Origin of the sequence: Cyclobacterium salsum, from assembly GCF_010119245.1 — a bacterium.
Taxonomy (GTDB): domain Bacteria; phylum Bacteroidota; class Bacteroidia; order Cytophagales; family Cyclobacteriaceae; genus Cyclobacterium; species Cyclobacterium salsum.
Genome location: NZ_WNKG01000007.1, coordinates 259,512 through 281,017, shown reverse-complemented (window position 1 = coordinate 281,017; position 21,506 = coordinate 259,512). Strand labels below are relative to the sequence as shown.

The window sequence follows — 21,506 nt, the reverse complement described above, 5'->3', positions numbered from 1 at the left end:
AATTATTATGAAATATACTTTTCATTTTCTCTTTCATGATCTTTATCCTTTTGCCTGTCGGCGTTGATCTTATCCAGCCACCATTGCGTTCGTGTTTTCGGAACAACATAATATTTACAACCCTCATGTCCGTGCCAGAAACAACCGTGCACCTGAACAATGGTATTGTATTTTGGCAAAACAATATCTGGTTTTCCAGGAAGCATTTTGTCGTGCAGTTTAAATCGAAATCCATGAGCATGAAGAAACTTCCGAACCAGCATTTCCGGTTTGGTATCCTTCCCTTTGATCCGGCTCATGTTATAGCTCCTTATTTCCGGTTCGTGAACGTCTGCCATGATCCTATTTTATGTCTTTACAAAAAATGAAGTTTGTTCGCTAATGGAAAAATGCCTTCCTGGTTTCAATTTTGAAGTTTAGGAAACTGAAAGCCAGTATTCCGATAATTCCCTAACAAGATAGGGGAAATTTTTAGAACGGGGAAGTTGATGGGCCGGAAAAATTACCCGGCAAGGCATCCCCAAAAGAGCTTATCGAAATCGTGCTAGGGACTACCTTCAATATCTGATCATTTTAAAGCCGGGAATAATAGCCCCAGTCGCTATTTTTTGGCCAACCTCAAAATAGAATTCCATTCATTGAGTGCTTCATCCAGGCGGGTAAATGCCTGGTTTCAGCTATTCAGCCACTTCTTAAAATCTGCGGAACGGTCGATGCTTACGATGGCGTCGAAAGGATCCTCGGTTTTGGGATTAAGTTCCAGCTTTACCCGGCCCCGGGAGTACGCCACCATGCTCGAAATGGCATCCATATGGACCAGGTACTTTCGGTTGATGCGAAAAAAACAAGCGGGGTCAAGCAGGGCTTCCAGCTTGTCGAGCGAATACTCCAGGGGAAAGCGGTTTCCGTCATGAGTGCGGATAAAAATACTTTTGTCCAACACAAAAAAATAGGCAATTTCTTCCACGTCCACTTTCTTGATTTTCTCGCCTATTTGGATCAGGAAGCGTTTTTTATAGTCGGGTTGCCGCCCCTGCATCTGCGCCAACAGGGAATCGAAATCAATGCCCAGTGCCGATTTCATATCCCGGTACTTTTGGAGGCTCTGGATCAGATCGGTCCTCCGGATGGGTTTTAAGAGGTAGGAAATACTGTTGAGCTGAAAGGCCCGGATGGCATATTGATCGTAAGCGGTAGTAAAAATGATGGGGGTGGTCACCTCCACCCGATCGAAAATGCTAAAGCTAATCCCATCGGAGAGCTGTATATCAAGGAAAATAAGATCTACCCGATTTTGCTGCAACCAACGGACCGATTCTTTGATGGAGCCCAGTTTGGCCATAATCCGAATATCCGGTGCGGTTTCCAACAATAGCGATTCCAGTTTCTCCGCCGCTATTTGCTCGTCTTCTATAATTAATACGTTCGGGCTATTCACCATCGATTAATGGAAGTTTTGCGATATAATAATCGGTTTGCACAACGAAAGCGGGCTCTTCGGAACCTATCATCGCATACCGCTTAGTCAAATTTTTCAGTCCCAGACCCGTGGAATTCCCCAAGGATATTTTGGGCTGAAGATTATTTTTGACGATAAGGTAATTCCCCTCGCTGAAAATATCAATGCTCAGCGGCATGGATTCGTTAATTATGTTATGTTTGATAGCATTCTCAAGCACTACCTGCAGGGATAAGGGAGGGAGGAAAAATTTCAGTAGAGTAGCCGGGACATTAATGGAGTAGACCAGGTAATCCCCGTAGCGAATTTGCTGCAAAAACAGGTAGGAACGCATAAAATTCAGCTCTTTTTCCAGGGTGGCGACCGGCTGCTCAATGGTCTCCAGCACATAGCGGTAAATATGCGAAAACTCATCGATAAACTGCTGGGCCTTTCGGGTGTCTTTGTTTACCAGACCCGACAATACGTTCAGGCTGTTAAACATAAAATGGGGGTTTATCTGGCTTTTTAAAACCTCAAACTTGATTTGAGATAGCTCTTCCTCCAGGTTTTTGGCCATTTGTTCAACGCGTTTGTGTTGCGTAAAAAACAGCCAACCTTCGAGAATGGAGACCATTAAGATGTTAACCACACTAAATATCAATGCGTTGCTTATATATACTCCCCGTAATTCTTCCGCATAGGGTGTTACGAAGTGGGCAAACGATGTAAAAGCGACGGAAACCACCATTGCTACGCTTACTGAAAAGGCCAATTGAATTAGTATCCGCTTGAAAGTGGCCAGGCTCCATGGGCTCACCCGGTTCAGAAAACGAATAAAAAACAAATTGGAATAGGCCAATAAAAAACCGGCAATAAGGGTAAATACCAGTCCACGGAATAGCCGGTAAAGAAAGTATCCGAAATCAGACAACACATGATAACCCGAGAAGTGATTGTAAAGAATGATGATCAATTGCACCCCCAAAGAAAAACCGATTAAAAACTGCAGGAGGTTTTTGAAGGATAGTAATTGATGGATCGACTTTACGTTCATTAAGGCTATCTGATTTCCTGTCAAAGATAAAATGATTTGTTTTGTCTGGCTTCCTGGTGGGAAAAGAATTGATTCCTACCCTTCAAAAAAGGAAAAGAAACCGGATTGTGCTTCCTAATCCGGCTTCCATCCCTTCCTATTTTAAAATCGCTTGACCAAGCCTATCCGAACGGAGACATATTGGAAGTTTAGTTCGGTACGGACACCCTCAACCTCTGCATCTCGGTTGAGTACATTGAATTTTACTCCCGGGGTCAAACTCCAGTTGGTTCCGATGGGCAGATCAATGCCTCCGGCCAACTGCCAACCCAAGCCGTGACCGGTATCGTTGATAATTTCCCCATCGCTGTTTTCGATTTCGATGTGGTTGTACAACCCTCCGGCTCTTACAAAGTAGTGTACTGGCGAATTCCCAAAAGGGTGCCGGAACTGGAAACCGAAAACATAGCCGGTTTCCTCAAAATCCACTTCATTTCCAGCAAACGATTCATCCGCGCCAAATCGGTTCCAGCCCCAGCCTGCATAGGCACCCAGGTGCGGCATAAACCGATAATGTAAGATTCCCTCAAACCCAAAGCCGGTGTTCAGGCTGGTTCCACCTGGTTTTTGCGTCGCGACAGATACGCCGCTGTTGAGCTCAAAACCAAAACGTTTTTCGTTTTCCTGCGCATACGTGCTTCCAGTCAATACCGCAAGAAAAAGCAGTGTAAATAATCCTTTTGTACTCATCGTTCCATTTTTTATAGGTTGATAATCAATTAACTATGAAACAAAAGTAGCTGCCGGCGTCCCGGGAATTAAATAAAGGATGCTGAGGGTGTTGTTTTTCTGTGCGAAGTTGTAAATGATCCGGTTGAACGTGTTTTGGTCCCCAAACTATAACCAGTGCCCGCCAAAAACCCCAGCACGAATCATTGGGTACCTAGGGTCTTATCCGCCCAAATTCACACGAATTTGCGCCGATTTCTTTTTTGATTTATCTGTGCTAATCTGAGTAATCCGTGGTGAATTCTTTTTTCACCACAGATTCGCACGGATTTTCACAGATTTTTTTGGGTTCTTTCTACTAAACCAGATTATCCCCAATCTATCTGTGCTAATCTGTGTTATCTGTGGTGCACACTTTTTTATTCACCACAGATTCGCGCAGATTTTCACCGATTTTTTTGGGCTTTTTCTACTAAACCAGATTATCCCTAATCTATCTGTGCTAATCTGAGTAATCCGTGGTGAATTCTTTTTTACCACAGATTCGCACGGATTTTCACAGATTTTCTTTGGGCTTTTTCAACCTAACCACCCTATCCCTATCTATCTGTGCTAATCTGAGTAATCCGTGGTGAATTCTTTTTTTACCACAGATTCGCACGGATTTTCACAGATTTTTTTTTGGTTCTTTAAGCTAAACCAAATTATCCATAATCTATCTGTGTTATCTGTGGTGCTTCATTTTTTTCACCACAGATTCGCGCAGATTTCCACAGATTTTTTTTTGGTTCTTTTAGCTAAACCTTATTATTCCTAATCTATCTGTGTTATCTGTGGTGAATTCTTTGTTCACCATAGATTTTTTATGCTCTTCTTTGATACATGATTCACATGATTATTCTTACGATTCCTTTTTTCATATCCTGTACATTAAAATTGAGCAGCAGCCCCAATTTCAAACCGGATAATTTAAGATACGTCATCACCTGGGATTTGTGAATAGGTGCGAGTTCCTCAACGGACTTCAGTTCAAGGAGAACCAGATCGTTAACCAGTAGGTCTATTCGGTAACCTGCATCCAGTTTAATCCCATCATAATTTACCGGAAGGGGCTTTTGTCGTTCAACTGTTAACCCTACCTTGAGTAATTCATACTCCAGACAAATCTCATAGGTAGATTCCAACAGCCCTGGTCCTAATTCGGAGTGAACTTTATAGACGCAGCCAATTATTTCGTAGGTTAAATCATTTAATTCCATAGGCATGAATCAAATAAATCTTCGGTATATAGCTTTTTCACCACAGATTCGCGCAGATTTCCACAGATTTTTTTAGTTTCTTCAGGAACACCATCTTATCCCTAATTTATCTGTGCTAATCTGAGTAATCCGTGGTGAATTCTTTTTTCACCACAGATTCGCACGGATTCGCACAGATTTTTTTTGGTTTTTTCAGGCAAACCATCTTATCCCTATTTATCTGTGCTAATCTGTGTTATCTGTGGTGCTTCATTTTTTTCACCACAGATTCGCGCAGATTTCCACAGATTTTTTTAGTTTCTTCAGGAACACCATCTTATCCCTAATTTATCTGTGCTAATCTGAGTAATCCGTGGTGAATTCTTTTTTCACCACAGATTCGCACGGATTCGCACAGATTTTTTTTGGTTCTTTAAGCTAAACCAAATTATCCATAATCTATCTGTGTTAATCTGTGTTATCTGTGGTGCATAAAATTATTCCGTAGCAGCCTCATATGCCTCCTTACCGCCCACTACCGGTAGCTGAAGGGAGCTTTTGTCCAGGTCTACCGTCAGTTCGGTGCCGGGGTCGGGCCAGAGGGTAAATTCCTTGTCGCTGGAAAAAATCAGCAAACCGATCTGCTGCCCCCGTGGAATTACCTGATCGTCGGGCTGCAGTTCGAATGATAATGTGTAAAACCTGCCCGGTTTCAGCGGCTCGCTTTCGGTTAAGGAACGGTGATTTTGCGGATCGGCCCAGCCACGGGTGATGATATTGTCGGTGATCTTTGCGTTTTTCCCTTCGTTCCAGGGCAAGGACACCAGCCAAATGGAAAGGTTGGCGGCCGGCTTGCTGGATGCCACCCGTATGCTCATCTCGGCCAGACCCGATAGGTGCAGGTCCTCTTGGAGCTCCGGGCTCAAAAACAACAGCCGGTGATCGGTCAGCTCCGCCCTGGCCAGGGAAGCACCATCAAAGGAAAAGTTATCGACCAGGGTCTCCTTGCCCTGCCGGGAGGGTTTCTCCAGGAGCAGCTTTCCGGCTGCCGGAGCGGCTCCTTCCAAAAAAAGCGACACGGCTTCCGATTGGGGATGGGGGTAGGCTTCATAGGGGCTGGGGTTGTCTTGAGGGTCGCCTTCCCGGACGATCCATACTTTCGGATCTTCCTCCACCTCATTTTCTACGCCATGCAGGTAGCGGGTAAACCAGCGGTTCATCATCCGCATGGGCGGTGGTCCCCCATGCCCGTCCTGGTGGTAATACAGCTGCACCGGCAGGCCCATGGATTCGGCTTTTTTATAGATGCGGTAACTGTGTTCGGGCATCACGTTCCAGTCATTGAAGCCATGGGACATCAGTAGGGCGGCCTTCATGGGCTCCATTTGGTTCAGGTAATCCCGGCCGGCCCAAAAATCGTTGTAATCACCGGTGACCCTGTCCATGCCTGCTTTCATTTCGGTATCGCGGATACGAGCATTGTTTCCGGCCCGTTTGGCCGTATCACCGCTGTGAATAAAGTCATACAGCACGTCAATGTCTTCTCCCAGGTACCCGCCAGGGGATCGCACCAGCCCATGAGAGCGGTAATAGTGGTAGTAGGAGGTATTGGGTGCAATGGGAATGATGGCCTCTAGCCCCTCCACTCCGGTGGTGGCCGCCGCCAGGGGAATGGTACCGTTATAAGAAGTCCCGGTCATGCCTACCTTGCCCGTGGACCAATAGGCCTCCACGAGTTCCCCACCCTGAGGTTGGGTATAGCCTTTGGCACGGCCACACAGCCAGTCGATCACGGCTTTGGGGGCAAGGGATTCGTTTTTGCCGCCCACGGTGGGAGCGCCCTGGGAAAGGCCTGTGCCCGGGGAGGAAGAATGCACCACGATATATCCCCTGGGAACCCAGGTTTTGATGTGGGAGTCGGAAATAAAGGGCCGGTTATTGATGGGCGTTACTTCCGGAGAGACCCTTTCTTCCGGCGGGGAACCCAGTTCGTGTCTTACATCCCAAAACAAGCCGTCCACATCCGGGGCCACCCCGGCAAAATACGGACTGCTGACGTAAATGACCGGAAGCTTCAAGCCCTGGTATTCGGTCTGGTAGGGGCGGGTGACGGCCACATGCATGCGGTCGGGTTGACCATCGGCATCCGAATCGAATTCGGTTTCCACCCAGAGATCGTGCCTTACCCATCGGGCGGGATCCATGAAGGCAGGTACTTCCTGGGCTTCCCCGTTTATGAAATAAGGTTTTGCCTCCGATTGGGCGGCGAGGGGTTGGACAATAAGACCGCTTGCCAGTAGAAGGCAAAGGATCAGTAGGGGCTGTAAGCTTTTGGATCGGTTGTTCATGGCTTAAAAATAGGAAATTTTTGAAATAAAAAAGCCCGGTTACCAAGGCAACCGGGCTTACTTACTTTTCCCTTGTTAATTAATTACTTCCCGGGCTTGGTGCGGGAGTATCGGGTGCCTCTAAGCCTAATTTTGCTATAACCAGATCAGTAAATGGATCGTCGTCTCTGGTATATAAAAGGATGGGTGCCTGCCCTGCCGAATCAGAAAACACATGGGTATAGTTGTTTTCGGCAGCTACTGCATTAATGGCATTGTATACCTTGGTTTGAACAGGCTCCAGCAATTCCTGCAGCTTTCGCTGATAGGACGATTGAGCATCTTGTTGAAACTTTTGAATTTCCTGCTCCATTGTTTGTAGCTCTTGCTCTTTGGTAGCGCGGGCTTCTTCGGTCATGGTTTGAGCCGATTGCTGATAGGTTTGTACCTGTTGTTGAAAACTCTGGCTTTTGGTCTGAATTTGCTGGCTCAATTGATTGCTGTAATCCTGGATATCAGCATCAATGCGTTCCATCTCTGGCATCAGGCTCATGATGTATTCGACATTGGTGTACCCGATTTTCAGATCTTGAGCACTGGCTACAAATCCAAAGCAAAAGAGGACTATTGCTGATAGGATGATTCTTGCTTTCATAATTGTTAAACTTTGTTAATTTTAATTGTTTTCTTCTAATCCTAATTCTTCTATGATAAAATCCGAGTAATCATGCCTTGGATCCGTATAGATAATGGACGTAGGGCTGGTCGCTTTGTCAAACAAAATGGCCAATCCGTTCCGCTTCGCTACCCGGTCTATGGCATCGTAAATGGTGGACTGCAGGGGCTGAAGCAATTCCGACTGTTTCTGGTACAATTGGCCATTTTCGCCGAATATTCGGTTGTTAAAGGCTCTGGCTTCCTGTTGTTTTTCCCGGATCAATGCCAACCGCTCCTGATACATCTCGTCTGTCAATAAAACCTGCTCTCCCTGTAGGTCACTATACATTTGCTGGATTTCATCTTCCAAATTTTGTGCCTCTTTTCGCCACTCCGTACTTACCGCCTCCATTTCCTCCTGAATCTTCTTGTAGTCCGGATGTTTATTCAGAATATATTCCGTATCTACATAGCCCATTTTCTGCGCTGACAGGAGCATGGGGAAAAGGGAAAGCAAAAGTAACAATTTCAGCGATTTTTCCATAATTATCTGAATTGTTGCCCGATGGTAAAGTGGAACATGCCGCCGCTTGGTCCTGGGTTGGGATTGGAGAGAGTCGGAACTTCGTCAAATCCGTAACCCCAATCAATACCCAGGAGACCGAAAGCCGGCATAAATATCCGGGCACCAAATCCGGCAGATTTTTTCAGGTCATACGGATTGTAGTCGGCATAGTTGCCCCAGTTGTTTCCCGCTTCGGCAAAGCCCAGCAGGAAGATGGTAGCCGAAGGATTGGGCGATACCAGAAACCGCAGCTCCATTACGTGCTTGTTATACACCACCCCTCCGTAAGGAATGGGGGCGTTGGCTTGTCCACGGAATTCTCTTCCCGGGGTGATCGACTGGTTTTCATACCCGCGCAGTCCTACGATTTCCTGTCCAAGGGCAAAGTTATTCATGTTCATTCCATCGCCTCCCAACACAAAGCGCTCCAGCGGTATGATACCGATCCGATCTCCGTAGGAACCTACAAAACCCAGGTGAGTTCGGGCACTTAGCACCAGCTTATTCGATCCGAATAGCGGGGTATACAGCGAGGCATCAAACATCCACTTATGGTATTCCAGCCACTGGTATTTTTCCTCGTCCTGAGATTCCTGGTTGATATTCGGATTCATAGAGGTATAGGGCGGCGTGAGGGTCGCACTCAAGGTAATATTGGAGCCAAAACGGGGGTAAATGGGGTTGTCAATGTTGTTCCGCGCAATGGTAGTGTTTAGCGCAATACTTCGGGCCGTACCGGTATTGTAGCTTAGCCCAAAGAAATTACCGTATTCGTCAAAATCATACACCTGAAACTGCAAGCTGTTACTGACCTGGAAGTAATCATCCGGCCAGGTAACCCGCTTGGCCAGCCCAATGGTGGCACCGGTAATCTTGAAAGAACCCAGTTCCTGCCCGAAATTATTCCGGTTGAAGAAGTCGATCTGCCGCTGTACCGAATGGTTAAAGCTAAAACTAAGGGCATTGGGCTTCCTTCCTCCAAACCAGGGCTCGGTGAAGGACATGCTGTAGTTCTGAAAACTCCGGCCGTTTGCCTGTACCCGCAAGGAAAGCTTCTGTCCGTCTCCTACCGGCAAGGGTCGCCACTTCGAGAAGTCCTTGATGTTTTTGATGGAGAAATTATTGAAGGTCAGTCCCACAGTACCAACGAATCCAAACAGGCCTCCCCAGCCTCCGGAAAGTTCGATCTGATCGTTTGGCCGTTCTTCCAGTTGGAAGGTGATGTCCACCGTGGCATCCTCAAAATTGGGACGCATGTCCGGCTCGATGTTTTCCGGGTTGAAATAGCCAATCTGGGAAAGCTCCCGGATGGTTCGGACCAGCGCGCTCCTGTCAAATTTCTGACCCGGGAGTATCCGGATTTCCCGCATGACCACGTGGTCACTGGTTCGCTCATTACCTTCGATGGAAACGCTGTTTACCGTTACCTGCGGCCCTTCGAATATCCGCATCTGAATGTCAATGGAATCAGCCTCCACATTTACTTCTACCGGATCGATGGTAAAAAACAGGTAGCCATTGTCCTGATACAGGGAACTGACATCATCTCCGCGCTGCGGGTCGTAGTTTAACCGTTTGTCCAGTTTTTCCTTGTTGTAGATATCCCCTTTGAAGATACCTAATTTGGCTTGAAGCTCTTCATCGGAGTGAATGTAATTCCCCGAAAAGGTAATGTTTCGGTAATAGTATTGCTGCCCTTCTTCTATGTCAATGTCGATATTGATCCGGCTGTCGTCAAAGCGATAAACGCTATCTGAAAGGATTTCGGCATCACGGTACCCGCGACTGTTATAAAAGTCGATGACCGCATCTTTGTCATCCCGGTAGTCGCTTCGGACAAATTTGGAACCGTTAAAGAAGTTGAGTTTAACGTTTTTGTTGATGTATTCCCTGATCTGATCTTCCGTAACGGGGTTTCGTTTGGCGATGGCATTCCCCACGTTTTTTGGATTGGCATTGAGCAATCGGGAAACCAGGTCTTTAAAAATATACACGCGCGCATGTTCGTTGGTCCCTTTCATCTTTTTCTTGATTCGGGGATCCGCGATGTTGTCATTTCCTGCAAAGCGAATTTCGTTAATTCGTACTTTGCTCTTTTTTTCCACATCAAAGCGCAGCTTGACGCTATTGGGCAGGGTGGTGTCGCGTTCCTGAATTACTTTTACCTCGGCATTCAGAAAGCCTTTGCCTACAAAATATTCCTTAATATTTCGCTGGGCGGTATTCAAGACATCGTCCCTTACCACTCTCCCGCGGATATTTACTTTGTCCTCCAGTTCACCTTCCTGAGTTTGGTTCACTCCGGAAAACTCTACCCGGCTGAAGCGGGGTCTTTCGGTCAGGTCCAGGAGCAGGTAGATGTCATCGCCTTCGATCTTGGTTACCAGAATTTTGACATCGCCGATGATTCCCTGGGACCACAGTTTTTTGAGGGCTCCGGAGATGGCATCTCCCGGAACGGTAATCTCATCATCTACCCGAAGTCCTGCCAGGGAGATGATGGCCGTTTCATCCAGGGTACTCAGGCCCACTGCTTCTATTCCGGCAATCCGATAGGTCTTTGGATTGGAATAGTCCAAATCTATAATATCTACCGGCTCCTGACGGGAATACCGGCTTTGTCCCAATCGAATCTGGGCTTCTGCCACTCCGGTCACTAGCAGCAAGTAAATAATCAGTAAATAGTTTCTCATTTCAAACGATAAGTTTAACTCCTAATCCCGGGGACTAGAAAGCTGTAATAGCCCGAAAATACAGTTTTCTTTTCGGGCGGTTGTTGTCATTAGGAGGGCTTAATCTGGGCACCGGTTTTGCCAAACCTTCTTTCCCTTTTCTGATAGGCCAAAATGGCTTCATGCAGGTGTTTTTTTCGAAAATCCGGCCACAATACCTCTGTGAAGTAAAGTTCGGTGTATGCCAGCTGCCACAACATAAAGTTGCTGATCCTGATTTCACCACTGGTGCGGATCAACAACTCGGGATCGGGAATTCCGCTGGTATTCAGGAAGGAAGCAATCGTTTCCTGGCTGATTTCCTTTTCCGGAATTTCCCCGCTGACTACTTTTTTGACAATTTCCCGTACCGCCTGGGTGATTTCCCAGCGTCCGCTGTAGCTAAGGGCCAGCACGACTGTCATACCGGTATTGGCCGCCGTCTTTTCCTTCCCGAGGGACAGGTGTTCCCTGCATTTTCCCGGGAGGCTTTCGGTATCGCCAATGGTGCTCAGGCGAATGTTATTCTCCATCATGGTGGGCACCTCATCGGTAATGGCCTGCACCAGGATTTCCATCAAGGCATCCACTTCTTCCTTAGGTCGGGACCAGTTTTCGGTAGAAAATGCGTACAATGTAATGTATTTCACTCCCAGTTCGGCAGCCCCCTCAATGGCATCTCGTACCGCTGCAATGGCATTCCGGTGACCAAAGATGCGCATGGCGCCCTTCTTCTGCGCCCATCGTCCATTGCCATCCATAATTATGGCTACGTGTTGAGGGATCTTCCCTTTGTCAATCACTTCCTTCATTCCTATGTACGGTTCCAATTTGTAATGAATCACAAAAATGACACTTCTTTTTCAAAAATTCTATCCTGCGGTCAATTATTGTAAGGATAGCATTTTATCTGATGGAAGGAATAGCTGATCGTAAATCCTAAAAAATAGTACCAGTCGCGGTCTGAGAGGTTGCCAAAATTGATGGCATTGGGGTCCAGTGCCGGACTTCCGGTGCCGGGATCGGTACGAAACCGGGGAAGTGCATTGGGGTCTGTACTTATTTTATCCAGGTTGTCGGAAAAGGTAGCCTTCGCCCCTCCTTCTATGGATAGCAACATCCGGTCCTTTAGCTTGTACTTAATGCCCATACCAAAGGGAATAATGGCTGAAGTCATCCGGTAACTACCGGGCTGGGGATCTGCTGCATAGGACTGTCCATCTCCGAAGAACGTACCAACACCCAATCCAAGAAAGCCGAAAGGTGAAAATCGGGAAGGGCTCTGGTGGTTCATGTAATCCAGAAAATGGAATTCCATGGTCGCCGCCAGTTCTACCATGGTGCCGGTGAAATAGGCATTGCGAACCGAAGCTACCGGATCAATGGGCCGAATACTATCCGCCGCATTGAGCCTGCCTACGGTAAGCCCTGCTCTCAGGCTCCAGGCATTGTCAAAATTTCGTCTGCCAAACAACGTTCCCTGAATACCCAGTTGGGTGGGGTCTATGGTTCGGATGATGTCTCCGGTATAGCTGCCCGCTCCCAATCCCAGTCCTACCTCGTATTGTTGTGCAGGAGCAGTTAGCCCATGAAGAAACAATACGGCGGTGAAAATGATCGTGTAATACCTGGTTTTATTCAAGTCGCTGCAATTTATAAACTACCTAACGAATAAAAAACCCGTGACAGTATCTGCCGGGTTAAATATTGTTAAAACTAATTTCGCATGTCATAGCCCCAGTTTAACTTCTGCCTCAGGGTGTCGAAGAAGCTGTAATTCGGGAACTTAACCAATTTGGCAACAAATTTTTCTTTTTTGATTTTCAACTCCACGGAAGCGTCGATGGGCGTAGACCTGGAATCCAAAGATACCAGAAATTTTTCGCTTCTCCCCTCAATATTGAAGGTGATTTCGCTGTCATCAGAAACCACTATGGGACGCACATTCAGATTATGTGGACTGACGGGGGTAATCACAAAGTTCCTGGCGATCGGTGAGATCAAAGGCCCACCACAACTCAGGGAATAGCCGGTGGATCCGGTAGGCGTGGAAACGATCAATCCATCGGACCAGTAGCTGTTTAGGTAATCCCCATCAATATAGGTATGCACGGTGATCATAGAAGAGGTGTCCCGCTTGTGAATGGTAAACTCATTGAGTCCGAAATTCAGCCCGTCGAAAAGCGGAATACTGGATTCCAAACATACCAGGCTTCTGTCCTCCAGCGCATACCTACCCGCCAGCAAATCTTGGGCGGCCAGGGCGATTTCCTCCTTGGCAATGGTGGCCAGGAACCCCATTCGGCCGGTATTGATACCCAATACAGGCACCTCCCTCGAACCGACGCGGGAAATGGTATCCAAAAGCGTCCCATCCCCACCAATGGAAATAACAAAATCCATCGTTTCCATTCCCGTATTATCTTCGGGAAGGATGGAAATCGATCGCCTGCTGCCAGTATTTCGAATGGATGGATAGAGACTTTCAGTTACCCAAACGCCTTGTCCCTGCTTCTCAAAAACCTGAATTAACTGCTCTATGTACGAATGAAACACCGGTAAAATGTTGATGCCGTGCAGTAGGATGTTCATGTATAATCAAATGTCTAAAAATCGAAGCAGGTTTCCCAGCCGATCCTGCTCACTGCTGATGCCTCCATCTTCCTGATAATGATCGATAATTTTATACCCGAAGCGTTCCAGGGTTGCTTTTATATGCCTTAATTCTACCTGATCGGTTTTCAGCGTGACCTTTATTTTACTATCGTCCAGCGGATCGTTGGAAATAAAGCTACTGAGGACTTTAGCGTTTTCGGATTCTACCACCCTGGCAATGTCATACAGGCTGTAATCGGTCATAAACATAGAGAGGATCAGCACCCCGCCGGGCGTTTGAATCGAAATCGAATCGGTAAAGGCCGTTACAGCATCCTCTTCCGTAACCACGCCCTGGTATTTCATTTCTTTATCCACCACCGCTACCATGCTCACCTGGTTTTCGGAGGAGATTCTCAGCACCTCGTATATGTGTCGGTCCAACTGCACCACACAGGAAGCCGCCAGGAGTTCCACTTCGCCAATGGTTAGATCCGGATTGTTACTATCGTATATGATCTCATCTGTAATGAATCCCTTAAATCCTCCCTTATCTGCCACCGGCAAAATATTCGTTCGGATTTCTTCCATCCAGGATAGGGCCATCGTCACCTTGTCTGTGAATTTCAGGGGTGGGATCAAATGATTGATAAAGTCTAGTGCCCTCATGTAGCTAAAGGTATTAAAAGGATTCGAAAAATAAAACGCCTTCCAGCGCTCCTTGGTTCAAATCCGGTAGATTCCACGGGTTTTTGGAAAAAATAAGCGGCATTTTGCCCGGTTCGCAACCTGGATGCCTCAGTTTGAAAGTAACTGCTCCTGCTTTTCTTTCGCGTAGAGCACTATCCAGTTTTGAAGGAGCTTTTCTCCGTACTGCGTAAGATGCGCCTCGGGGTGAAACTGAAGCCCCATCAGCGGGAGGCTACGGTGGCAAAATGCCATGAGCTCTCCCCGATCCGTTTCCAGCAACACCTCCAACTCCCACGGAAGCTCTTTAAGCTCCAGCGAATGGTAACGAGTCACCTCAAACCGCTCCGGAAGGCCCTTCAATACCGGATGCTGGTGCTTTTGATACACCGTGGAGACCTTGCCATGCATGGGATGCCCGCTTTTCCGGAGACTTGCCCCAAAGTACAGGCCCAGTGCCTGGTGGCCCAGGCAAACCCCCAATATCGGTAACCGGTGAACATACCGGGCCGTTATTGCCATGAGGTTACCGGCAAAGGCCGGTGTTTCCGGTCCCGGTGACAAAACCATCGCCGAAAAATCCAGGGTTTCCAAATCAGCCAGGGATACATCATTTCGGACCACCAGCACTTCTTCTCCGGATCTTCGGAGGTAGTCCGCCAGCATGTGCGAAAACGAATCGAAATTATCAATTAACAGGATCACCAGTGGAGCTGTTTACGAGTTCTTTAATAGTAGCAATGGCCGCATCGATGATGGGGGTGTAATCGTCCAGAAAGGACACCATGGCGGGAGCGATGGGTACCACCATGGGATAAATGACCGATCCCTGCCGCATTTCTTCGGGCACCTCAAACTCAAAGGAATGGGCCACCCAAATCAGCAGGCTGATCATGATGGACCATTTAAGCAATCCCAATATGCTGCCGGCAAAATTGTCGAAGGTACCCAAAATGGTCAGGTCCAGGGCTTTCTTGACCAAATAGGCCAAAATACGGATCGTGATGGTCACGGCCAGAAAGATCAGAATAAAGGCCACAAAAGGCAACATAAACGTCAGGCTCTCCACCCGCTCGGCCAACAATTCTGCACCCCAATGCATAAACCTAAACGCCAGAATAATACCAATAAAAAAGGCCAGAATAGACAAAAGACCGATAAACAGCCCCTGCCGATATCCGCTAAAAGCCCCTACAGCCAACATGCCCAGTATGATAAGATCGATGGTACTCAAAGCCGGGATTAGGAATTAAGCAGGGCCTTGACCTTTTGCGAGATGAGCTTTCCGTCTGCCTTTCCAGCCAGTTTCTTGGTAGCTATTCCCATGACCTTACCCATGTCTTTTGGCCCTTCCGCGCCGGTTTCGGAGAGAATGGTTTTTAATTCTACCTCCAGTTCTTCCTCCGATAACTGCTGAGGAAGGAATTCCTGGATGACCTGCAGTTCGGAATTTTCAAGAGTGGCAAGGTCTTCTCTACCCTGCTTTTCAAAAATTTCTAAGGAATCTTTTCGCTGTTTGGCGGCTTTGGTCAATAGCTGTACTTCGTCCTCTTCGGACAAGCCTTTGTCCCCACTCCCTTTGGTTTCTTCCAGGAGAATCAGCGATTTAATGGCTCTCAGCGCCCGCAATCTGTCCTTGTCCCGGGCCAGCATCGCTTGTTTGATCTCTTTTTCGATGTCGATTTTTAAACTCATGGTATGCTAATTTTCAGTTTGGTTTCTCTTGTGACGAGCGACCCGAATGCGGATCAGAAATAAAAAATCAAACGCCTAAACTTCGGCCCAATTACCATTGTTTACGCAATATATTTAATTTAGTGCAAAATTAACGCATATTTGGAACATGACGAAATTAAGTGTCAACATAAATAAAATTGCCACCCTGAGGAATGCACGGGGAGCCAATAATCCAGACCTGGTAAAAGTAGCCCTGGACGCAGAGCGATTCGGTGCCCAGGGCATCACCGTGCACCCACGGCCGGACGAGCGGCATATCCGATATACCGATGTAATGGCCCTGAAAGACCGCATACAGACGGAATTTAACATAGAGGGCTATCCCGACCAACGTTATATGGAGATCATTCGGGAAGCCCGCCCGGCCCAGGCCACCCTGGTACCCGACCCCCCTGAAGCCATTACTTCCAATACCGGCTGGGACACGATCAAACACCAGGAAATGCTTCGAGATATCATCGCGGAATTGCACGAATACGGGATCAGGACCTCCATTTTCATTAATCCGGAAACCAAATACTTTGACGCGGCCAAAGCAACTGGTACTGACCGGGTAGAGTTGTATACCGAACCCTATGCCAGCGGGTATCCTCAGGACAGGGACAAAGCAGTGGCCCCGTACATAGAGGTAGCTAAGCTGGCACGTGAACTCGGCCTGGGACTAAATGCCGGACATGATTTGGACCTGCATAACCTGAAATTTCTAAAGGAAAGCATTCCCTACCTGGACGAGGTGTCCATTGGCCATGCCCTGGTCTGCGATGCCCTTTACTACGGCATGGAAAACACCATTCAACTGTACAGGAGACAACTGGAAACCGAAAACTAGCGATTCATGAAACTCAATTTTAAAAAAAGCGGCAAAGGCAAACCCTTTCTCATCCTCCACGGATTATTTGGCTCTGCGGACAATTGGCTGGGGATCGCCAAAAACCTGGAGGAAAACTATACCCTGTACCTCATTGATCTCCGCAACCACGGCGACTCTCCCCACTCCGATGAATGGAATTACCAGGTAATGGCGGAGGATCTCAAGGAATTACTGGATGCAGAGGGATTGGATAGCGTGTACCTGCTGGGCCACTCCATGGGAGGAAAAGCGGCTATGAAACTGGCACTGATGTACCCGGAAAGGGTAGAGAAATTGATAGTGGCCGACATTGCTCCCAGGCCCTATCCCGTTCACCACCAGCATATTCTGGAAGCACTAAACGCTGTGGACCTGGATACCACCGACTCCCGAAAGGCGGCAGAAGAACAATTGGCCGAATACATTGATGAAAAAGGCATCCGCCAGTTTCTACTGAAAAACCTGACCCGAACCGAGGGTAAATTTGCCTGGAAGATAAACCTGCCGGTGATCACTGAAAAGATAGAAAATGTGGGAGAAGCCATCGAATCGGACAAACCTTTTGAAAAGCCGGTCCTGTTTATGGGCGGGGCCAATTCGGATTACATCAAAAGCAGCGACAAGGAAGCGATAGAAACGCTTTTCCCTGACAATCACATTATCCACCTCAAAGATGCCGGTCATTGGCTTCATGCAGAACAACCGGAGGCGGTAGTAGCTACTTTGAAGGCCTTTCTTGACGCGTAGGCCATCTCGCCATTAAAAAAAAGCAGTAAGATTGGAAATGCACCTATGTATCCGTTCAGACTGCCGCAGGTGCGCCAGCTATCTTCAATAAGCTATACTATTTAAGACCGCAACCTACCGTTGATGAGGGATCCCGTCATTGCGAGAATTAACATTTTAAAAACGCAGAAATCAGGATGAAAAAGCGCTTTTTGTAATATATGGGAATCCTCCAGGCGAATATTTTTTTAATTCCTTATCGATTGGTTACATTTAAAATATTCGCAAAAAAAAAACCATGAACGGCCTCATTAAAAGCAGGGAACAGCTTAAGAAATGGAACATTCGTAGCAGTACGCTAACCCTGGCCATCTACATCCTTTATGGAGTGTTTTATCGCTTGGATCTGCCTTTATGGTATGAGTACTCCCTGATTACCATTACCCTTTTAAATCTGGTGCTGGTAAGTGTACTTCTATACATTAGTCTGGTAAAAAGGCATCTGGTGGATCATTTAAAAACGGCTGTGTTTTTAGGTATTTTTAGACTGGCAATCAATTTGGTATTGTTGATGCTGATTGTGAATAATAGCTTTTAACCTTATTTCTCTCAGTGACTACCTAACCCGTCATTGCGAGCCCCGCGAAGCAATCTGAACCGGAGTGTTAACATAAGTTCATCGAAAAAAGACAGTAAGATCGGAATTGCGCCCGGCCCACGTAGATGCCAGGTGCCAATGCAGGGAAAAGAGAAAGGTATTTTCTGGGATGTAAATTTTCCCAGACCGGCAAAATGGCATTTTTAGAGATTTAATTCAATCTGGCAGACACTGTTCCTTGACCTATTATCCTCCGAATTTTCTCCACAAATAAAGCAATAAGGTCAACAATAAGCTGACCAGAATACTGGTGCCCAGGGGGAAATAAAAGGAAAAATTTTCCCTTTTGAACACCATGTCTCCGGGGATGCCTTTGAAACCGGGAAATTTGGGCAAGTACCAAAGCAGCAATCCGGTGAGCAGTAGCAGCAGTCCGACAATAATCAGTATTTTTGCAATCGAAGGCATTCCATTTTCCATACCCAAAAATAATGAAAGCAAAGGGAATACTATACCTGATACCGAATGTATTGGTACTTGAAACCGGTCCTGACATCATGGCCCCTGTTGTCAAAAACGTAATTTCGGCCACCTCCTATTACCTGGTGGAGGACTTCCGAACGGCCCGCAGGTATATCAGCAGCCTGAAATTGGGCATCAATCTGGAGGAGGTGCAGATGGAAAAGCTAGATAAAAAAACTCCAGACCCCCAGGTAAGAAAGTTCCTGGAACCGGCACTAAATGGGCAAGATGTGGGGATACTCTCCGAAGCAGGTTGCCCGGGTATAGCCGATCCCGGGGCCAAAGCCGTAGCCTGGGCGCACCGTCTGGGCATACAGGTGGTCCCCTTGCCGGGACCCTCGTCCATGTTTCTGGCCCTGATGGGTTCCGGCTTTAATGGACAAGCCTTCACCTTCAGTGGCTATTTGCCCATCGATCGGAAAGCCCGCATTGAGGCTATCAAGGAATTGGAAAAGACGGCCTTGCAGCAAAAGGTTACCCAGCTATTTATGGAAACGCCATTTAGAAATAACCGCTTGCTGGAAGATTTGCTGGAGCAACTGGATGGGCGCACCGAGCTTTGTATTGCCAGTGAACTTACCGGAGAAGGGGAGTCCATTCGTACCAAAAAGGTGGCCGACTGGCGGAAGGAAAGACCGGACCTGCACAAGATACCGGCGGTATTTTTGATTGGCGGGTCTTAAATGAAACCTAAATTTGACCCAAATCAAGGCCATTTACTTCCTTTTTTTGTCAATACCCACTACCTTTTTTGCTGAATTTTAGCGTTTTACATAAATTTACTCATTCCATAGTACATTTACCGGATAGTTTTTAAACATTCCATCACCAGATATTAAATACAATTCCTCACTCCTGGCTTGCGCAATAATCAGTCTGGCTTATTTCTTTGCTAAAACAAGCTCCAGTTCTTCCATAAACTGCTGCCCCATCCCGATTTCTGCCCGTTTTATCGGATAGCCTTCTTTCAGATGAAAGGAATGCAGCACATCATATTTGGCAGTTACAGTGTCCAACCGATTTGTATGGTAAAAGCGAAAATCCGGATCGTGAAATGCAGGAAAGGGAAAATCCAGCTCCTTTAACTCATGAACCAATTTGTTCCGATCCTTTCCGGAAAAGTAGAATAAAAAGCCCACTTCGGGAAACTCTTCACGGAATTCTGCCCAACGAAACGTACTCGAAAATACAAAAAAGGAAGATTTGTCAAAATTATGAAAGACCACTACCTGATGTGAGCAGGAAATACAAACACTGTCCTGTTCGGAACCCTGGTTTACAAGTTCCAGGTCGACAGGTAACCTCATTTTTTCTGAGCGAGGGCTGCAGGCAAGGCTTAGCCAGAAGGTGATAAAACACCCTAGGATTACTGATTTTTTCATGAGGGTTCTTTTACGCTGACCTGGATAATGACCGGATAATCGTACTCTTCCTTAGGAAGTTGGTCCATTGGAAAAGCACCTGGAAATTGTTGGACATGGGCTTCTAAAATAGATCGGTAGGTGGTGAAATGTATGCGATTTTCCTGATCTATACCAATGGGAAAATAAAACAAACTTTTTTCATCCCGGTCCGCCCTGACTTTATACCTGTTATCACCTTGTTGAATCAGCACTTGCTTAAACACTTCGGTTCCTTTTTGGAACAGCACATCTGCGACCATCAGGGAATCCTGCTGGTATATGGAACCAAAATTGGCAAAGCCCTTCTCATTGATCATCCCGAAACCTTCCATAATGTCCATTTCCCAAAATGCAGCCGGCAGGGCATAGTTACCAAAATCGGCCCGAAGGACCCGGGACAGGGTGTCGCCCTGAAACAGGTAGATTTCAGGGTTAAAGGATTCCACCAATAAAACGCCCGAATTTGAGGGATAAAAATTTCGCTCGGTCATGGGCAACATCTGGTTTTCGTAATCGTTTTCCAGAAATTGACGGATGATCTTCCCCTCCGAGTCCGTTTCTATCAGCCGATGGGTGACAAAGGGAAGGTTATAGCTTCCATAAAACAAAAATCCCTTTTCTTCCAGTCTGGCAAAGGAAAATGCGATGTAGGGAAATTCAAACCGCTTGGAAAGGCTCCCATTCATGGAGACTTCGTAAACGGAGGTTTTATCGCCTACCGTGGACAGCACCTGAATTTCATTTCCATTTACTGGTTCAAAGTCCTCCAGGGATGGTAGCATACCAGGCCCTTCTCCTACCTCCGCTAGCATGGTCAGGTAGTTTCCGGAGCGATCAAACACATGGATTCCTTTTTTGGTGGATTCATCCATTACGAAAATCAGGCTATCACTGTACTTGACCCGCAAGTCCAATCCCATCAGGTTTTCCTCCACCGTTTCCAGTGGAACCCACCGGTCAATAGACAAGTCTTGAATTTCCAGGCTTTCGTAATCATCCAACCTGATCGGCTCCTCGGAGCTGTTGCTTTGCTTGTTGGATTCGGAACAGGCTACTATGAAAATGGGGAAAGCAAGAACGACTGAGATCGTCAAATAGCTGAGCTTTTTGCTCATCTCTTGGGGTGTTTTTAGCGAAAGGGACATGACTAAAAGTAAAGAATAAATACCAAATTCAAAAGAAATTATTAGTTTAATTTCGGGCAAAAATTCTATTTGCCCTTTATGGAATAGCGTTTTCCCATTTGGGGTGGCTATTTAGGGGATCAACAGATCGGTTACCCTACCTGAATGTGTACACGCTATTATCCGCACGCCTGACATTCCCAGCCAGGATATAGCATTTTAAGAATGTTACGAAAGATTATTCATTTTCGTAATGAATTTAGCTCCTTAAATTTTATAGAATAAATTGTTAAATTAGAGAAATGGATAATTCAACCCTACATAGCAAAATTAATTCTCTTCCTGAAAACCTAAAAATGAAGGTTCAGGATTTTGTGGATTTTCTTCTAACTAAAGCAAAAATGGAGGATGAAAAAAAGGTTCGTGTTTTTGGAAGCAGGAAGGGAAAAATTGAAATGCTTGATGATTTTGATGCGCCAATCGAAGATTTTAAGGACTACATGTAGTGGAAAACTTTAATAAATATATCCATATTAAACTGATGTGGTAATTATAACTTTTAC

The 21,506-nt window shown here is 46.5% G+C and carries 24 protein-coding genes; 5 read left to right on the top strand and 19 right to left on the bottom strand.

Features of this window, described 5'->3' with window-relative positions; all coding sequences use genetic code 11:
- Positions 1–5: 5 nt before the first annotated feature.
- The 16 genes from GJS45_RS14335 to GJS45_RS14260 form a co-directional block, all read right to left on the bottom strand.
- A complete protein-coding gene (locus GJS45_RS14335) occupies positions 6–338 on the bottom strand; it encodes a very short patch repair endonuclease (RefSeq protein ID WP_162342541.1) in 333 nt (110 codons plus the stop codon).
- A gap of 335 nt (positions 339–673) precedes the next feature.
- The gene (locus GJS45_RS14330; protein ID WP_162342540.1) at positions 674–1,441 is read right to left on the bottom strand and encodes a LytR/AlgR family response regulator transcription factor; all 768 of its coding nucleotides are present in this window, start codon (positions 1,439–1,441) and stop codon (positions 674–676) included.
- Positions 1,431–2,495, bottom strand: a complete 1,065-nt coding sequence (locus GJS45_RS14325; RefSeq protein ID WP_162342539.1) for a sensor histidine kinase — start codon at positions 2,493–2,495, stop codon at positions 1,431–1,433. The genes GJS45_RS14330 and GJS45_RS14325 overlap by 11 nt, the downstream gene beginning before the upstream one ends.
- A 141-nt stretch (positions 2,496–2,636) precedes the next feature.
- Positions 2,637–3,224: an outer membrane beta-barrel protein gene (locus GJS45_RS14320; RefSeq protein WP_162342538.1), complete on the bottom strand. Its 588-nt coding sequence runs from the start codon at positions 3,222–3,224 to the stop codon at positions 2,637–2,639.
- An 866-nt stretch (positions 3,225–4,090) separates the two neighbouring features.
- The gene (locus GJS45_RS14315; protein WP_317165106.1) at positions 4,091–4,468 is read right to left on the bottom strand and encodes a GxxExxY protein; all 378 of its coding nucleotides are present in this window, start codon (positions 4,466–4,468) and stop codon (positions 4,091–4,093) included.
- Between the two features lie 470 nt (positions 4,469–4,938).
- Positions 4,939–6,789, bottom strand: coding sequence for a Xaa-Pro dipeptidyl-peptidase (locus GJS45_RS14310; protein ID WP_162342537.1), 1,851 nt, complete (start codon positions 6,787–6,789; stop codon positions 4,939–4,941).
- A 79-nt stretch (positions 6,790–6,868) separates the two neighbouring features.
- Positions 6,869–7,423 (bottom strand): OmpH family outer membrane protein, encoded by a 555-nt coding sequence (locus tag GJS45_RS14305; protein WP_162342536.1) that lies wholly within the window; start codon positions 7,421–7,423, stop codon positions 6,869–6,871.
- A gap of 21 nt (positions 7,424–7,444) precedes the next feature.
- Positions 7,445–7,969 (bottom strand): OmpH family outer membrane protein, encoded by a 525-nt coding sequence (locus GJS45_RS14300; RefSeq protein ID WP_162342535.1) that lies wholly within the window; start codon positions 7,967–7,969, stop codon positions 7,445–7,447.
- A 2-nt stretch (positions 7,970–7,971) separates the two neighbouring features.
- Complete coding sequence (locus GJS45_RS14295; RefSeq protein ID WP_162342534.1) at positions 7,972–10,683, bottom strand: BamA/OMP85 family outer membrane protein; 2,712 nt, start codon at positions 10,681–10,683, stop codon at positions 7,972–7,974.
- An 89-nt stretch (positions 10,684–10,772) separates the two neighbouring features.
- Positions 10,773–11,513, bottom strand: a complete 741-nt coding sequence (locus GJS45_RS14290) for an isoprenyl transferase (RefSeq protein WP_162342533.1) — start codon at positions 11,511–11,513, stop codon at positions 10,773–10,775.
- Between the two features lie 71 nt (positions 11,514–11,584).
- Positions 11,585–12,343 (bottom strand): type IX secretion system protein PorG, encoded by a 759-nt coding sequence (porG, locus tag GJS45_RS14285; RefSeq protein WP_162342532.1) that lies wholly within the window; start codon positions 12,341–12,343, stop codon positions 11,585–11,587.
- 74 nt (positions 12,344–12,417) lie between these two features.
- Positions 12,418–13,293: an NAD kinase gene (locus tag GJS45_RS14280; RefSeq protein ID WP_162342531.1), complete on the bottom strand. Its 876-nt coding sequence runs from the start codon at positions 13,291–13,293 to the stop codon at positions 12,418–12,420.
- A 6-nt stretch (positions 13,294–13,299) separates the two neighbouring features.
- Positions 13,300–13,965 carry a CBS domain-containing protein gene (locus GJS45_RS14275; protein ID WP_162342530.1) on the bottom strand — a complete coding sequence of 222 codons (666 nt, stop codon included), beginning with the start codon at positions 13,963–13,965 and terminating at the stop codon, positions 13,300–13,302.
- 129 nt (positions 13,966–14,094) lie between these two features.
- Entirely contained in the window at positions 14,095–14,688 is a 594-nt protein-coding gene (locus tag GJS45_RS14270) for an anthranilate synthase component II (protein WP_162342529.1), read from the bottom strand.
- On the bottom strand, positions 14,672–15,217 hold the full coding sequence (locus GJS45_RS14265; RefSeq protein WP_162342528.1) for a CvpA family protein: 546 nt from the start codon (positions 15,215–15,217) through the stop codon (positions 14,672–14,674). The genes GJS45_RS14270 and GJS45_RS14265 overlap by 17 nt, the downstream gene beginning before the upstream one ends.
- Before the next feature lie 8 nt (positions 15,218–15,225).
- Positions 15,226–15,678, bottom strand: a complete 453-nt coding sequence (locus GJS45_RS14260) for a GatB/YqeY domain-containing protein (protein ID WP_162342527.1) — start codon at positions 15,676–15,678, stop codon at positions 15,226–15,228.
- Positions 15,679–15,826: 148 nt separating this feature from the next.
- Between GJS45_RS14260 and GJS45_RS14255 the strand changes: the two genes are divergently transcribed.
- The 3 genes from GJS45_RS14255 to GJS45_RS14245 all read left to right on the top strand — a co-directional run bounded on the left by GJS45_RS14255 (position 15,827) and on the right by GJS45_RS14245 (position 17,894).
- Positions 15,827–16,549 (top strand): pyridoxine 5'-phosphate synthase, encoded by a 723-nt coding sequence (locus GJS45_RS14255; protein WP_162342526.1) that lies wholly within the window; start codon positions 15,827–15,829, stop codon positions 16,547–16,549.
- Positions 16,550–16,555: 6 nt separating this feature from the next.
- Entirely contained in the window at positions 16,556–17,317 is a 762-nt protein-coding gene (locus tag GJS45_RS14250; RefSeq protein ID WP_162342525.1) for an alpha/beta fold hydrolase, read from the top strand.
- A gap of 277 nt (positions 17,318–17,594) precedes the next feature.
- Complete coding sequence (locus tag GJS45_RS14245) at positions 17,595–17,894, top strand: hypothetical protein (protein ID WP_162342524.1); 300 nt, start codon at positions 17,595–17,597, stop codon at positions 17,892–17,894.
- A gap of 246 nt (positions 17,895–18,140) precedes the next feature.
- Here the strand turns inward: GJS45_RS14245 and GJS45_RS14240 are convergent, their stop codons facing one another.
- Complete coding sequence (locus GJS45_RS14240; protein ID WP_162342523.1) at positions 18,141–18,362, bottom strand: DUF2905 domain-containing protein; 222 nt, start codon at positions 18,360–18,362, stop codon at positions 18,141–18,143.
- Between the two features lie 23 nt (positions 18,363–18,385).
- Here GJS45_RS14240 and GJS45_RS14235 point away from each other — a divergent pair, with 23 nt between their 5' ends.
- Positions 18,386–19,099, top strand: coding sequence for an SAM-dependent methyltransferase (locus tag GJS45_RS14235; RefSeq protein WP_162342522.1), 714 nt, complete (start codon positions 18,386–18,388; stop codon positions 19,097–19,099).
- Positions 19,100–19,297: 198 nt separating this feature from the next.
- On the opposite strand, the gene GJS45_RS14230 is transcribed toward GJS45_RS14235, so the two are convergent.
- Together GJS45_RS14230 and GJS45_RS14225 are read right to left on the bottom strand one after the other, a co-directional pair.
- Complete coding sequence (locus GJS45_RS14230; protein ID WP_162342521.1) at positions 19,298–19,798, bottom strand: hypothetical protein; 501 nt, start codon at positions 19,796–19,798, stop codon at positions 19,298–19,300.
- On the bottom strand, positions 19,795–20,934 hold the full coding sequence (locus GJS45_RS14225; protein WP_162342520.1) for a 6-bladed beta-propeller: 1,140 nt from the start codon (positions 20,932–20,934) through the stop codon (positions 19,795–19,797). The genes GJS45_RS14230 and GJS45_RS14225 overlap by 4 nt, the downstream gene beginning before the upstream one ends.
- Before the next feature lie 311 nt (positions 20,935–21,245).
- Between GJS45_RS14225 and vapB the strand changes: the two genes are divergently transcribed.
- Positions 21,246–21,449 carry a type II toxin-antitoxin system VapB family antitoxin gene (gene vapB, locus GJS45_RS14220; RefSeq protein ID WP_162342519.1) on the top strand — a complete coding sequence of 68 codons (204 nt, stop codon included), beginning with the start codon at positions 21,246–21,248 and terminating at the stop codon, positions 21,447–21,449.
- The last annotated feature ends 57 nt before the right edge of the window (positions 21,450–21,506 follow it).